This is a genomic window from Formosa agariphila KMM 3901 (assembly GCF_000723205.1).
GTDB lineage: Bacteria > Bacteroidota > Bacteroidia > Flavobacteriales > Flavobacteriaceae > Formosa > Formosa agariphila.
The window spans coordinates 355,415-370,796 of sequence record NZ_HG315671.1; the positions used below are offsets into that span (position 1 = coordinate 355,415).

14 protein-coding genes are annotated in these 15,382 nt (G+C 34.1%); 7 read left to right on the forward strand and 7 right to left on the reverse strand.

What is annotated here, in order from left to right:
* Nucleotides 1-226: 226 nt before the first annotated feature.
* On the reverse strand, nt 227-2,506 hold the full coding sequence (locus BN863_RS01455; protein WP_038526588.1) for a patatin-like phospholipase family protein: 2,280 nt from the start codon (nt 2,504-2,506) through the stop codon (nt 227-229).
* A 351-nt stretch (nt 2,507-2,857) separates the two neighbouring features.
* On the opposite strand from BN863_RS01455, the gene BN863_RS01460 reads away from it, so the two are divergent.
* The 4 genes from BN863_RS01460 (at nt 2,858) to BN863_RS01475 (ending at nt 7,165) form a co-directional block, all read left to right on the forward strand.
* Entirely contained in the window at nt 2,858-5,107 is a 2,250-nt protein-coding gene (locus tag BN863_RS01460) for a penicillin-binding protein 1A (RefSeq protein ID WP_038532999.1), read from the forward strand.
* 61 nt (nt 5,108-5,168) lie between these two features.
* On the forward strand, nt 5,169-6,161 hold the full coding sequence (gene mgrA, locus BN863_RS01465) for an L-glyceraldehyde 3-phosphate reductase (protein ID WP_038526591.1): 993 nt from the start codon (nt 5,169-5,171) through the stop codon (nt 6,159-6,161).
* A gap of 10 nt (nt 6,162-6,171) precedes the next feature.
* Entirely contained in the window at nt 6,172-6,624 is a 453-nt protein-coding gene (locus BN863_RS01470) for a GNAT family N-acetyltransferase (RefSeq protein WP_038526594.1), read from the forward strand.
* A gap of 148 nt (nt 6,625-6,772) precedes the next feature.
* Nucleotides 6,773-7,165: a hypothetical protein gene (locus tag BN863_RS01475; RefSeq protein ID WP_038526597.1), complete on the forward strand. Its 393-nt coding sequence runs from the start codon at nt 6,773-6,775 to the stop codon at nt 7,163-7,165.
* A gap of 65 nt (nt 7,166-7,230) precedes the next feature.
* On the opposite strand, the gene BN863_RS01480 is transcribed toward BN863_RS01475, so the two are convergent.
* Nucleotides 7,231-7,632 (reverse strand): hypothetical protein, encoded by a 402-nt coding sequence (locus tag BN863_RS01480; RefSeq protein WP_038526600.1) that lies wholly within the window; start codon nt 7,630-7,632, stop codon nt 7,231-7,233.
* A gap of 100 nt (nt 7,633-7,732) precedes the next feature.
* Nucleotides 7,733-9,019, reverse strand: coding sequence for a 3-deoxy-D-manno-octulosonic acid transferase (locus tag BN863_RS01485; RefSeq protein WP_084817445.1), 1,287 nt, complete (start codon nt 9,017-9,019; stop codon nt 7,733-7,735).
* A 115-nt stretch (nt 9,020-9,134) separates the two neighbouring features.
* Between BN863_RS01485 and BN863_RS01490 the strand changes: the two genes are divergently transcribed.
* From BN863_RS01490 to BN863_RS18720, 3 genes are all read left to right on the forward strand, one after another.
* Nucleotides 9,135-10,268, forward strand: coding sequence for a DegT/DnrJ/EryC1/StrS family aminotransferase (locus tag BN863_RS01490; protein ID WP_038533001.1), 1,134 nt, complete (start codon nt 9,135-9,137; stop codon nt 10,266-10,268).
* On the forward strand, nt 10,261-11,283 hold the full coding sequence (galE, locus tag BN863_RS01495; RefSeq protein ID WP_038526606.1) for a UDP-glucose 4-epimerase GalE: 1,023 nt from the start codon (nt 10,261-10,263) through the stop codon (nt 11,281-11,283). The genes BN863_RS01490 and galE overlap by 8 nt, the downstream gene beginning before the upstream one ends.
* A gap of 244 nt (nt 11,284-11,527) precedes the next feature.
* On the forward strand, nt 11,528-11,719 hold the full coding sequence (locus tag BN863_RS18720) for a hypothetical protein (protein WP_038533003.1): 192 nt from the start codon (nt 11,528-11,530) through the stop codon (nt 11,717-11,719).
* 40 nt (nt 11,720-11,759) lie between these two features.
* On the opposite strand, the gene lspA is transcribed toward BN863_RS18720, so the two are convergent.
* Genes lspA through BN863_RS01520 form a run of 4 tightly spaced genes read right to left on the reverse strand, consistent with a single transcriptional unit; the run spans nt 11,760 to nt 15,344 of the window.
* Nucleotides 11,760-12,260 (reverse strand): signal peptidase II, encoded by a 501-nt coding sequence (gene lspA / locus BN863_RS01505; protein WP_038526609.1) that lies wholly within the window; start codon nt 12,258-12,260, stop codon nt 11,760-11,762.
* On the reverse strand, nt 12,260-13,156 hold the full coding sequence (gene fabD / locus BN863_RS01510) for an ACP S-malonyltransferase (RefSeq protein ID WP_038526612.1): 897 nt from the start codon (nt 13,154-13,156) through the stop codon (nt 12,260-12,262). Before fabD ends, lspA begins: the two co-directional genes overlap by 1 nt.
* A gap of 59 nt (nt 13,157-13,215) precedes the next feature.
* Nucleotides 13,216-13,773 (reverse strand): sugar O-acetyltransferase, encoded by a 558-nt coding sequence (locus tag BN863_RS01515; protein ID WP_038526615.1) that lies wholly within the window; start codon nt 13,771-13,773, stop codon nt 13,216-13,218.
* 11 nt (nt 13,774-13,784) lie between these two features.
* Nucleotides 13,785-15,344, reverse strand: a complete 1,560-nt coding sequence (locus BN863_RS01520) for an NAD(P)/FAD-dependent oxidoreductase (protein ID WP_038526618.1) — start codon at nt 15,342-15,344, stop codon at nt 13,785-13,787.
* Between the last annotated feature and the right edge of the window lie 38 nt (nt 15,345-15,382).

Genomic DNA, 15,382 nt, shown 5'->3' on the forward strand with positions numbered 1-15,382 from the left:
ATGCTTCAGTTCTCGAATCTATAAAGTAAGCAGGCTTGCAGCGTATTACAATCATTTTAGAAGATATAACATTGCGATTAGTAACGTCAAAACTTATGCTCTTTAGAAATTAAATCATCGCTATGAGCTTTTTTGCATTTGGATTGTAGAACTTATATACAAGCACATCGATATCTCCAACTAAAGCGCAAATAATGTGGTGTCTTCTTTTTCTAATAATTGTGTTTTACTCACCTAAAGGAATACCAATCCCAAAAAATAAACGAAATTTTTCTGTACTATTTACCCAAGTAAAATCTAAATCTATCGGGCCAATCATAGAATTATATGATAATTTTGTTCCAACAGAGACCAAGCTACTTGGATCTAAACTATCTTGCCATTCTGCATTTGGCGAAAAGGCATCTTTTGAATAATCTTTAAAGTTTCCGAAACCTACTGTTGCTATATTTAAGTGAGGTGTAAAAAATAATTTATTTAGAAACTCATATTGTAACGCGATATCTAAACCCATGAATTGAGTTACAGGAAGTTCGTCTTCTAATAAGCCATAAAACACTAAATCGTCTTTTCTTGGTCGTTTTAAATTGCCGCCCAAATAGTAATTCGCTCCGTACCCTATATCTTGAAAAGATAAATCACTATTTTTCATTTTATCTAAAAAGGTAAAGGCCATGTCTGCACCTAATATTAAAGAGAGTTTATTATTAAAGTTTTGTACTTTTTTAAAATTCACACGAAATTTTGTAAACCCGTTAGTGTGCCCCGATTGGTCTTCGTTTAAAGTGTTGTCGTAGAAGTTTAATTCAGCATTATTGGCTAACGCACGTCCTATTTTAGCTTCTAGATAAAGTCCGTCTGTTGGATAAAATACTTGGTTTATGGTGTTGTAAATATAATGTCCATATACCTCTGTTGTATTGAATTTATAATCGACAATATTTAAAATGTTATTTATGATTTCTGGATCGGCATCGGGTGTAAGACTGGTAAGTTGGTAATTTAGTCCAATACCTACATAACTTTTTAGGGTGTTGATGTTGCGATTAATTTCGTTGTCGAATTGTAGATATTTGTAGTTCATTTCGTCGGCAGCTTCTCCACGTATATAAATGTCTTGATCTAATTTTTGACCAAAGAGTTCGGATCTAAACCACCAGTTTTTGTTTTCACCATAAATTTTTTGGTATTGCACTTTAAACTTTGGCTGCTCTGCTATATCTAGGGTAACTAAAAACCGAGAAGAAGACCCTATTATATTGCGTCCTGTATAATTTACCAGTAAGCCAACACCTCTAAAGTCGTCGAAGTGAGCTGCTAATTTTACTTGATTATGCGCCTTTTCTACAGCAATAATTTCTAGACCTGTTTTATCCCCATCAATAATTGGATTTGCAGAAATAGAGTTGAATAAATTTGTTCCTAAAATTCTATTTATATGATTTTCTGCTTCTTCAACAGTGTATTCTTCTTTTTCCTTTAAACCAGATCTAGTGGTTACTAATCTTAAATTGTTTTTGCTAATTCCTTTGTAAACAATAGTATCTAGTGTAACATGTTTCTTCTGAACTGGCATAGCGTGCGATCGCTGTTTAAACGGTTTTAGTTTTTTTGCGAGCGCTACAAGTAGGTCCTCATTATCTTTTACGGCCTTCTTGCCTTCTTCATAAATAATATTACTCTTGTCAAAATCTCCTGGGGTATATTTTAGGTTTGGAACATGGTCTAATAAGATGTCGCATTCTTTTTTATGTTTTGCAACAAGTAAATTGCTTGAAAGCATTCCGGTTTGGAAGAGTAAATTTTCTAAACTTCCTAATTGGTCTTTTGTTTGTAATCCACCACTGACTTCACTTCCTATAATAATATCTGCACCCAATTTTTTTGCAATATCTACAGGGAAATTGTTTAATACCCCACCATCTACAAGTAAGGTGTTTTCGTAATCTACGGGTTTAAATACACCAGGAATGGACATACTTGCTCGCATGGCTGTTGTTAATGAACCTTGATCTAAAACAACTTGTTGTCCGTTTACTATATCTGTTGCCATAGCTCTAAACGGAATAGGGTAATCGTCGAATTTTGTAATATTATAAACTGGAAAGGTGAGTTGCCCGAAAAAATCTCTTAAGTTCTGATCATTTAATATGGCAATTACGGGTTTTGGTTTTTTATCAATCACCTCAAAACCTATAGAATAACGTCCAAATTCACTTTTTTCTTCATTACTCACACTTGTAATAGCCGACTTTCCACTAAAAAGAGCATCCCAATCAGCGCTTTTAGAAATGGCAGCAATTTCGTCGCCAGTGTAGCCTACAGAATACAGTGCTCCAACAATACTTCCCATACTTGTTCCTACTATTAAATCGGGTACAATGCCAAGCGAGTCTAATTTTTGTAAGGTTGGTATATGTGCAATACCAAGTGCACCACCACCACTTAAAACGAGGGCGACTTTAGGTTTTTCTTGTTCCTGAGCCTGACTTAAAGTAGATGACAAGACACAACATATTAATATTAAAAGAGATTTTAAGATATTCATTAGATGTGAAAAAGAATCATTAGATTAATAATTTGGCATCAATAATTACATTACAATTGTAAGTAAAATTTATAAAGACGCTTCTGGTCTTTAGCCTATGCAATATAAGTTTTTAATGGATTTAATTAATTAGTTTTTTAAATTCATTCTGGTTAATATCTCTTACAATACAGTTCTTTATTTAAAATTTAAAATAGTTTATTGCGTTATGGTTGTAGGTAATTTAGTTTGAAAGTAATTTGTTCTTCTCTACATTTACCATGCGCTTATTATTAATTGGTAAAACTTAAATTAAGATATAAAAAAGCATTGAAAAAAAAGATTCAAAATAAAAAAAGACGTTGGTTAAAGATTGTTCTGAAATTAGTGATTTTAGGTGTAATTCTGGTATTTGGTTTTGTGGGGAGTATTTATTTCGGGTTATGGGGTAAGGTTCCTTCTCGGACAGATTTAGTTGATTTAAAACAAGCTGAAGCAAGTCTTATTTTAGATCATAACGAAGAATTACTCGGTAAGTATTTTGTTTTCGATAGAAGTATTGTCAGTTTTAACGACTTGCCAGAATATCTAGTTAATGGATTAGTCGCTACAGAAGATGCTCGTTTTTTTGAACATGACGGTATTGATTATAAAAGTTTTTTGAGAGTCTTCTTTAAAAGCGTGTTACTTCAAGACGATTCTTCTGGAGGAGGTAGTACTATCACTCAGCAATTGGCAAAAAATCTCTTCGGAAGAAAACAGTATTGGATACTTTCTATGCCTATAAATAAAATTAAGGAGATGATAGTTGCTACGCGTATTGAAGATGTTTACGATAAAAAGGATATTATTACCTTGTATTTAAACACGGTGCCTTTTAGTGAAAATACCTTTGGAATTGAAAGTGCAGCGCAACGTTTTTTTAATACAACAACTAGCGAACTTACCTTGTCGGAATCGTCTACTTTGGTTGGAACCTTAAAAGCAAATCACAGTTACAACCCAAGATTATTTCCAGAACGCAGTCAGTTTCGTCGAGATGTGGTCTTACAGCAAATGCAGAAATACGGATATATTGATGAAGCTGCGCGACTTAAAGTTAGTAACCAGCCTATAGAAATCGATTATCATAAATTTACTTATAATGAAGGTTTAGCTCCTTATTTTCGAGAAAACGTTCGTAAACAAATGACACATATTTTAGATAGCATAAATGATGCTACTGGCAGTACGTACGATTTGTATAAAGATGGTTTGAAAATTACAACGACTTTAGATAATACCATGCAGGAGTATGCAGAACAGGGCATGAGTAAGCATATGGAACGTTTACAAAACCAGTTCGAGAAAGGATATGGTAGCAATGCACCTTGGATTAAAGATGAGGTTATGATTACCGAATTAACTAAGAAACTACCTGAATATAAACGTTTGCAAAAAACTAAGTTATCAGACTCTCAAATCATGGATTCTTTACGTAAAAAGAGTAAGAAGCCATTATTTACTTATCAAGGAGACACTATTGTTTCTGTATCGACTATAGATAGTTTGAAGCACTATTTAAAATTTCTAAATGCTGGATTTGTTGCATTGGAGCCTAAAACGGGTGCTATAAGAGCATATGTTGGAGGTGTAAATTTCGAGTATTTTAAATATGATCATGTATCTATGGGAAAACGACAAGTGGGGTCTACATTTAAACCTTTTGTATATACGGCAGCATTAGAATCAGGAATGGATCCATGTACTTACATTTCGGTTAAAGAAGTTACCTATACTAACGAAGACGATTGGACACCATCTAATGCCTCTGGAGATGAGGTTGATCCATACATGAATTATTCATTAGAAAAAGCATTGAGCCAATCTGTAAATACTATTGCTGTAAAAGTGCTAGATCAAGTAGGAATTCCAAATGTAGTTAATCAAGCAAGAAAAATGGGGGTTACTTCAGATTTACCAGATGTTCCCTCGTTAGCATTAGGTACAGCAGAATTATCTTTAATGGAGTTAACCGCTGCTTATACCAGTTATGTGAACGAAAGTGTACCGTCTAAACCTTATTTTATCGAAAAAATAGAAGATAAATCTGGTAAGATTTTGTACGAGTACAAGGCTTCTAAACCTATGCAGCCTGCATTTAGTGATAACACCAGGCAGACTATGATTGAGTTTATGAAAGCAACGGTTGACGAAGGTACGGCAAAACGTATACGTTCAACGTATGGTATATCGAACAACATGGCTGGAAAAACAGGAACAACACAAGATAATAGAGATGGTTGGTTTATGGGGATTACTCCAGATTTAGTAATGGGCTCTTGGGTTGGGAACGACGATCATCGAATAGGGTTTAGTAATACGTCTATTGGTCAAGGTGCTAATTCAGCCTTGCCAATTGTTGCTAATTTTATTTCAGCATTAAACAAAAACAGTGATTTTAATAGTATTACACATGCGAAATTTGAAACACCTTCTGCCATTGTTTTAGAAGCTTTAGATTGTAATCCAGATAAACGAGACGGATTTTTTAAACGTCTTTTTGGGAAGAAGAAGAAAGAGAAAGCATTTGGAGAATAGAGTAATGTACACTCGAAAAATTATTGGTTATTTGTAAGATACTTTTATAAGTTAAGAAATTATGTACGAAGCAAACGAGAATAGATATAACAACATGTCTTACAGAAGATGTGGAAAAAGTGGCATGGTGCTACCTCCAATTTCATTGGGGTTATGGCATAATTTCGGCGATGTAGATGTTTTAGAAAACGGTAAACAAATGTTACATACCGCTTTCGATAATGGAATTACACATTTCGATTTAGCTAATAATTACGGTCCGCCTCCTGGAAGTGCAGAACGCAATTTTGGAAAAATTTTAAAAGATAGTTTTTTACCGTATCGAGACGAATTAATAATCTCGACAAAAGCAGGTTATAAAATGTGGCCTGGTCCTTATGGCGATTGGGGGTCTAAAAAATATTTGGTGTCTAGTTTAGATCAAAGTCTAAAACGTATGGGTTTAGAGTATGTAGATGTGTTTTATCATCATCGTCCAGACCCTAATACACCTTTAGAAGAAACAATGTCTACTTTAGATTTACTTGTTAAACAAGGAAAGGCTTTATATGTTGGGCTTTCTAATTACGGCGCCGAAGAGACTATTAAAGCATCTAAAATTTTAAATGAATTAGGGACACCATGTTTAATACATCAACCACGTTATAGTATGTTCGATCGCTGGGTCGAAAATGGTCTGCTAGATGTTTTAGGTAACGAAGGTATAGGTGCCATTGCATTTTCACCATTAGCTCAAGGCGTGTTAACTTCAAAATATATTAAAGGGATTCCAGAAGATTCTAGAGCAGCAAAATCTACAGGATTTCTTCAAAAAGAATCGGTAACCGAAGTCGTGATATCAAAAGTGAAAAAATTAGATGCTATTGCCCAGGAACGTAATCAGAGTTTAGCACAAATGGCTGTGGCGTGGCTGTTAAAAGACGACAGAATAACCTCTGTTTTAGTTGGTGTGAGTAGTGAAAAACAATTATTAGATAATTTAGGTGCTTTAAATAATTTAGAGTTTTCAGCTTCAGAATTAGAAAAAATTGAAATTATTTTAAAAGATCAATAGCCAAAAAGAGATGTTAAGCTTAGTAAGAACAGATGCTAATAATAAAGATTTTGAAGCATTGGTGAAACATTTAGATTCCGAGTTAGCAGAACGCGACGGCGAAGAACATGCATTTTATAATCAGTTTAATAAAGTGACTGAAATTAAATATGTTGTTGTTGCTTATCAAGGAGACTTAGCGATTAGTTGTGGTGCAATCAAGGCGTATGATGATACGACTATGGAAATTAAACGCATGTATACTTCTGAAGCTTTTCGCGGAAAAGGAATAGCCTCTAAAGTACTTGCCGAATTAGAACAGTGGACATCAGAATTATCGTTTAAAAAGTGTATGCTAGAAACAGGATTGAAACAACCTGAAGCTATAAAGCTTTACAAAAAAAATGGATATAACGTAATCCCTAATTATGGACAATATGCCGAAGTTGAAAATAGTGTATGTTTCCAGAAAATACTGAAGTAAAGTTTAATGTTTTTATTCTGAAGTAAATCAATTTTAATTCATTGTCTTTTAAACAGTTTTGTTATTAAAACGTAATTTTCTTTTGAATATATTTTAATTCTTGATAAAATATCTAAATTTGATTTTATAACCAGAAAAGGTATTAATTATGAAAAAACCATTAAATTATTTATGTTTTATTGTCTTTGCATTTGTGTCTTTAACGATACAGGCGCAAGATATTAAATTACCATCGCCAGATTTTTCAACAGATTTAGTTTCAGCCTTAAAACCAGGTAAAGATTTAGGATTGTCTAGTGGCGTAAGTTCTGCTGTAGAAAAAGAGAACAAAAGTTTCGCAAGCGATATTGTTGGCATTATGGGTGGATCGGATGATGATGCAACTAAAAAATTAAAAATAAACGACAGAAAGAAGCAGCGTGATGGTGTTTTAGGAAAGGCGTTTGGATCTGATACTGCATTACAATCATATAGAAAAGATGTAAAAAAACAAATTGCACCTTTTAAGAGAAAGTATAAAATGGCAACCTTAATTTTTTAAGGTTACGGCATAAAAAAGCCCTTGTAAATTTTACGAGGCTTTTTTTGTATAAAAAGGAATACTAATTATTTTCCTTGGATAGCATTATTTGCATCGTTAGCTGTTTTTTTAACAGCATCTTTAGTTGCATCAGCAGCATCGTCTACAGCTTTTCCAGTTGCATCAACAGCTTTATCAGTTGCATCAGCAGCATCTTTAGCAGCACCTTCAACAGCATCACCTGCATTATCAATAGCATCACCAGTTGCGTCAACTGCATCGTTAACAGCGTCTTTAGTTGCATCAGCAGCATTGTCAATAGCATCTGCAGTATCTTCTACAGCACCATCGATAGCATCTCCAGTTTCTTCAGCAGCATTTTCAATAGCGTCTCCAGCTTTTTCAGATTGTTCTTTTACGTCTCTACAAGATGTGAATGTTGTTCCTAACGCAAACACAAGTGCAGCGCTTAAAATAACTTTTTTCATAATTTTAGTGTTTTGTTAATTTTAAGGTGCCAAGGTACTAACTTCTAGTTAATCTTAAAGTTTAAAATGTTAATTTTTTTAACAAATCAGAAAAAAATCATTATTTAGAAGAATTTACACCTAAATATTGAGTAATTAGGCCTATAGCACCTTCATTATCATTAATATAGTAAGCGTTTTTAGCTCCTGTTTTGGTTCTAAATTCCGAATTATTAATAAGTTTAGTGCTAATTTCGTTTAATTCTGATTGGTTTTTTATCGAAAACATGCCCTGATTTGCTATCATATCTATGGCTTCAGGAAATTTATCGTACGTATTTCCAATTAGTATAGGAATACCAAAAACAGCAGGTTCAAGCGTGTTGTGGAGTCCGGTTGTTCCAAGTGCACCACCTACATAAGCAATGTCTGCATAATTATAAATTTTGGTTAGAATACCTATGGTGTCAATAATAAATACTTGGGCTTGAGATAGGTCTTTAGACTCTTTTTCAGAAAATAATACCGTCTTTGTTTTAATATCTGATTGAAGTTGATTAATCTGGTTTGCCTTAATATTATGTGGCGCAATAATAAATTTTACATCTTTAGGAGCTTCTGTATTTATGTAATGTACAAGTAGTTTTTCGTCTTCAGGCCAAGTACTTCCTGCAACATAACAGAGCTTATTATTTTTAAATTCAGCAATAAAATCTAAAGTGTTATCTATTTTTAATTGATTGCTTACGCGATCGAAACGAGTATCTCCAGAAACTGTAATAGCTTTGTAGCCTATAGTTTCCAGCAATTGTTTCGCATTTTCATTTTGAGTAAAAATATGTTCGAAAGCAAATAGTGCCTCCTTCATAAACCCTCCATAAGGCTTAAAGAAAATTTGTTCTTTTCTAAATAATGCTGAAATTAAAATTGCACGTCCTTGTCGTCGTTTTAATTCATTTAAAACATTTGGCCAGATGTCGTATTTAACAAAAACAGTGAGTTCTGGGTGTACTAAATCTAGTAAAGTCTTGGCATTGTGTTTCGAGTCTAAAGGCAAGTAAACAACGCAATCTGCAATAGGAGCGTTTTTTCTAATATCGTAACCAGAAGGTGAGAAGAAAGACAGTATTACTTTATGGTTTGGATAGATTTTTTTGATTTCAGAAAATACTGGCAAACCTTGTTCGTATTCTCCTAAAGACGCACAATGAAACCACAACGTTTTGTCGGTTGCAGAAATACTCTTTTTTAATTTGTTAAACGTTTCTCGTCGGCCTATAACTCCAGCTTTAATTTTAGGGTTAAAAACACCAATGGCCTGAAGTAAATATTGCGCAAGGAATATGCCTGTATTGTATAAAATTCTCAAATTAATTTGCTTTGGACAAAAATAGGATTTCTTTGGCATAATTTGATTGGTTAACGTTCATGATTTTTGTAATTTCGTTAGCTTAATGTTCCAAACGGATTTATTAATTTTATGGTCCATACACGTTGAAGTTGTGGACTTTAATTTCTTTCATATGAGAAAAATTCAAATGGTTGACTTAAAAAGTCAATATGCTAGAATAAAGGATGTTGTAAATGAATCTATTCAAGAGGTTTTAGAAACTACAGCATTTGTAAACGGACCAAAGGTTCACGAGTTTCAAAAAAATTTAGAGCAATATTTAAATGTAAAACATGTTATTCCATGTGCTAATGGTACAGATGCTTTACAAATTGCGATGATGGGTTTAGGTTTAAAACCTGGCGACGAAGTTATTACTACAGATTTTACGTTTGCTGCAACAGTTGAGGTTATTGCATTATTGCAATTAACTCCTGTTTTAGTAGATGTTGAACCAGATACTTTTAATATAGATATAGACGCGATTAAAAACGCGATTACTCCAAATACTAAAGCTATTGTGCCTGTGCATTTATTTGGACAATGTGCCAATATGGAAGCCATTATGGAGATTGCAAGAGACAATAATTTATTTGTAATTGAAGATAATGCGCAAGCAATAGGTGCAAATTATACATATAAAGATGGTACTAAAGTAAAAGCAGGTACTATAGGCGATGTTTCTGCGACATCGTTTTTCCCATCTAAAAACTTAGGTTGTTACGGCGATGGTGGTGCTATTTTTACAAATAATGATGAATTGGCACATACCATTCGTGGTATTGTAAATCACGGAATGTACGAGCGTTACCATCATGATGTTGTAGGAGTAAATTCTCGTTTAGATGCTATTCAAGCCGCTGTTCTAGGTGCTAAATTACCAAATTTAGATGCTTATAATAAAGCGAGAATAGATGCTGCAAATAAATATGATGCCGCTTTTAAAGACGAAAAACATATTGTTACGCCATTTAGAAGTGGAGCAGAAGATAATCATGTATTCCATCAATATACTTTAAAGGTAACAGGAGTAGATCGTGACGCTTTAACTAAATATTTAAACGAAAATGATATTCCTTGTGGTGTGTATTATCCAATTCCGCTACATAATCAAAAAGCGTATTTAGACGAGCGTTATAACGAATCTGATTTTAAAGTGACCAATCAATTGGTAAAAGAAGTGATTTCTTTACCAATGCATACAGAATTAGACGATGATCAAATAGAATACATAACGAGTAAAGTAAAAGCATTTATTAATGGATAAAATATTAGTTACAGGTGGTCTTGGGTTTATAGGTTCACATACCGTAGTAGAACTTCAAAATGAAGGCTATGATGTTGTTATTATTGATAACCTTTCAAATTCTTCTCGCGATGTTTTAAAAGGGATTTCTAGTATTTCTGGAAAAGAGCCTATTTTTGAAGAGCTTGATTTAAAAGATAAACAAGGGGTTCAAAATTTCTTTAAAAAGCATAGCGATGTAAAAGGTGTTATTCACTTTGCAGCTAGTAAAGCTGTAGGTGAAAGCGTTGAAAATCCGTTATTGTATTACGAAAACAACATTAATACATTAGTGTATGTGTTACAAGAACTTGATAAATTAAAAGACGCTAACTTTATATTTAGTTCGTCTTGTACGGTTTATGGCCAAGCAGATGAATTACCAATTACCGAAAATGCACCAGTAAAACCAGCTGAATCTCCTTACGGAAATACAAAACAAATTGGTGAAGAAATTATAAAAGATAGCTGTAAAGTAATACCTAATTTAAATGCGATTGCCTTACGTTATTTTAATCCGGTAGGCGCACACGAGACGGCTTTAATTGGAGAATTACCAATTGGAGTGCCTCAAAATTTAGTGCCTTTTATTACACAAACTGCTGTGGGGTTACGTGAACAATTATCTGTGTTTGGAGATGATTATCCTACAGAAGACGGAACTTGTATTCGTGATTATATTCACGTTGTAGATTTGGCTAAAGCCCATGTAATTGCCTTAAAGCGATTATTAGAATCGAAAAATAAATTTAGTTTTGAAGTGTTTAATTTAGGTACAGGAACGGGGAGTTCTGTGTTAGAAGTTATAAATGCTTTTGAACACGTTTCTGGTAAAAAATTAAACTATAAGATTGCACCTCGTAGAGAGGGAGATATAATTGCTGCTTATGCCAATACAGAAAAAGCAAATAATGAATTGGGGTGGAAATCTCAATTAACATTAGATGATGCTATGCGTTCTGCCTGGAAATGGGAGCAAAAAATTAGAAACAAATAAGTAAATTAATTAGTGTTAATTTAGTAGAATCCTTCTTTACAATTATATTGTGATGAAGGATTTTTTATTGGTTTAGGGGACATTTATGTTAGTTTATGATTGATTTTCAATGAATTATTTTCAACACATTCGGGAATATGCTAACAAAAATGTAATTCTATAGTAAAATAGTAGAGTAATGATGGGCAATCTTGGTTAGGTGTAATCGATTAATTACCTTTGGATTATAATGAAATATGATACAATGAAATTGATTACAGTAAAAAGAGAGACGAAGAATGAAGCGAGGTTCACAAAAAAAATGGGAGTCTTACAAACTAAAGTAACTTATATTAAGATGTTGTTTTTAAATATACCAGTTAAAACACTTCACAAATACAGAGAAACATACTACGGGAAAATAAAAGATTGCGAGGACTGTGTCCTTCAAGCTTAATCAAAATAAAAAAGACCTCAAATTTAATTTGAGGCTTTTTTTATGCGTTTTGTTTAGATTTTTTAGTTGTCACAAAATTAGAATAGAGCAGAAGCCCCATGCCTAACATTACAGACATATCGGCTACGTTAAATACACCCGTTTTAAAAATGCCTCCTAAATCTATATGCAGAAAGTCGGTTACCGATCCATATAAAATACGATCGTATACGTTGGCTATTCCTCCTCCTATAATACAAGAGAATCCAACTACTGAATATTTATCTAAGGCCTTTTGTGTTAAAATATAATATGTTACATATCCTAATACCGCTATTGGCAGAATTAGAAGAAATATGCTTTTTAAAGTTGGATTTAAATCACTTCCTAAACTTAAAAATGCACCAGAATTTTCTACGTTGGTTAAAATAAAAGAATCTCCTATTAATTCGGTTACTTTATGAGGTGTAACGTTTGCTCTAACTACATATTTAGAAATTTGATCGAGCGCTATATTAATTGCAATTAATCCTAAAATAAATTGAGTTCTAGATAGCTTCATTAATTTTCTGTAGTTTCTAAAATTGCAGATTTAGTTTCTACAGTTTTGTCAATTTTCTTAACTAAACCTTGTAAAACTTTTCCAGGTCCAACTTCTGTAAAATGAGTTGCGCCATCGGCAATCATTTGTTGTACAGATTGTGTCCAACGTACAGGAGCAGTTAGTTGTGAAATTAAGTTTGCTTTAATTTCATTTTCATCCGTAACAGCTGTAGCAGTTACATTTTGATATACTGGACAATTTGGTTTGCTAAAAACAGTGTTTTCTATGGCAGTTGCTAGTTCCTCACGAGCAGGTTCCATCATTGGTGAGTGAAAAGCGCCTCCAACAGGTAAAATTAATGCACGTCTTGCACCAGCTTCCTTAAGAGCTTCACATGCTTTTTCTACAGCAGAAGTTTCTCCAGAGATTACTAATTGTCCTGGGCAGTTATAGTTTGCAGCAACAACTACACCATCTATAGAAGCACAAATGTCTTCAACAATGTTGTCTGCCAAACCTAAAACGGCAGCCATAGTACTTGGGGCTAATTCACAAGCTTTTTGCATGGCTAAAGCACGTTGGTAAACTAACTTTAAACCATCTTTAAATGTTAAAGTGCCAGCAGCTACTAATGCAGAAAATTCGCCTAAAGAATGACCAGCAACAACATCTGGTTTAAACTGGTTACCTAAACCTTTTGCTAAAATTACAGAATGTAAAAAGATAGCAGGTTGAGTTACTTTTGTTTGTTTAAGGTCTTCGGCTGTACCTTCAAACATAATATCTGTAATAGGAAACCCTAAAATTGAATTGGCTTTTTCAAATAATTCTTGTGCGTCTTTAGAGTTTTCGTAAAGATCAAGTCCCATTCCTGAAAATTGAGCACCTTGACCAGGAAATATATATGCGTTCATAATGTTAGTTTTAAAATGTAAAAATAAGAATAAAATTTAGATTTATAATTTCTATGAATTTAGCTGTTATCTATGGTTTTTATCACTTTTGCAGGATTCCCAGCAACGACTACATTTTTAGGAAAACTTTTGGTTACTACAGAACCTGCTCCAACTACAACATTGTCTCCTAAAGTCACGCCTGGACAAATAGTGCTGTTACCTCCAATCCACACGTTATTTCCAATGGTTATGGATTGTCCTAGCTCTTGACCACTATTTCTAAGTTCGGCTTGTAAAGGATGTGTTGCTGTATATATTTGCACGTTGGGTGCCAACATTACATTATGGCCAATAGTTACTAAGGCAACGTCTAAAATGCAACAATTAAAGTTTATGAATAGATTTTTGCCTGCTTTAATATTCGAACCGTAATCACAATAAAAAGGAGGTTCTATATATAAGTTTTCGTCGGCATCTAAGAGCTCATTAAATACGGCATCGCGTTCCTTTTTATAAGCTTCAGGTAGGCTGTTTGCTTTCTGAAAAAGTAATCGTGCACGCAAGCGTTGTTGAGTTAAGTCTGGATCTGACGGACGATATAATTCGCCTGCTAACATTTTTTCTCTTTCAGTCATCAATTCTAGTCTTATAAACCTAGTACTGCAGCTTCTGCACAGCGTTCTCCATCCATAGCCGCAGAAATAATACCGCCAGCATAACCGCCTCCTTCACCACAAGGGAATAAACCTTCAATTTGTGGATGTTCTAATTTTTCTGTTCTAGGAATACTTACAGGCGATGATGTTCTAGATTCTACACCGATAATGTTGGCTTCAGCTGTGTAATAACCTTTCATTTTTTGTCCGAAGGATTCAAAACCTCTACGTAAACTTTTCCCTATTAGCTTAGGTAGCAAAGAGTGTAAAGGCACACTTTTTATGCCTGGTTGATAAGATGTCGGATTTAAATCTGATGATAATCTGCCTTCCACAAAATCTGTTAAACGTTGGGCTGGTGCGACCTGACTTCTTCCGCCAGAAGTAAAGGCTAATTTTTCTAAGTCTTTTTGATATTCTAGAGCTTTAAGTGCTCCAAACTGTTCGTATTTATATAAATCTGTATCCGCGTTAATTTCGACTACAATACCAGAATTTGCAAATTCATTATTTCGTTTCGATGGCGACATTCCGTTTACAACAACCTCGCCGTTTGCTGTAGCGGCTGGCACAATAAAACCGCCAGGACACATACAGAACGAATAAACACCACGACCATTTACTTGCTGTACTAAACTATAAGCTGCTGCAGGTAATAATTCGTTTCGGTCTCCGCTACAATGGTACTGAATCGAATCGATAATATGTTGCGGATGCTCTACACGTACGCCCATGGCAAACGATTTTGCTTCAATAGCGACTTTCTTTTTATCTAGTAAGTAGAAAATATCTCGTGCCGAATGGCCTGTAGCTAGTATAACACGATTAGCAGTTAGCTCTTCACCATTTAATAATTGAATGGCTTGTATTTTATTATTTGTAATTGTGAAATCTGTTACACGGGTTTCAAAATGAACTTCCCCACCATACTTTAATATGGTTTCACGAATATTTGTTACCACTTTAGGAAGTTTATTGGTTCCAATATGTGGATGGGCATCAACCAATATTTGGTCTGTTGCACCGTGATAGACTAAATTTTCGAAAATACGACGGACATCGCCACGCTTTAAACTACGTGTGTATAATTTTCCGTCAGAATAGGTTCCAGCGCCACCTTCTCCAAAGCAATAATTAGAATCTTCATCGACGTGATGGTCTTGATTAATGGCACGTAAGTCACGACGTCTATCCTGAACATTTTTTCCGCGTTCTAAAACAATTGGTTTAAAACCTAATTCTATGCAACGTAAAGCAGCATACATTCCAGCAGGACCAAACCCAATAATGTGTACAGGGTTCGCTTTTGAGACGTCTTTATAATCGAACGTGTATGATGAGGTTTCAGGAAGGGGCTCGTTAATGTAAACGGCGACCTTATAGTTAAAGTATATTGCAGGTTTACGCGCATCGATAGATTTTCGAAGCACTTTAATGCCTGTTATTTTTTCTTTAGGAATATCTAGCTTTTTAGCCGACTTCCATAATAAACTATCTTGGTGTTTAGATTCCTCTACAAGAGAAACACGAAGCTGAATTTCTTTTATCATACTGCAAATTTACAGAAATTTGCATACAACCAACTTGC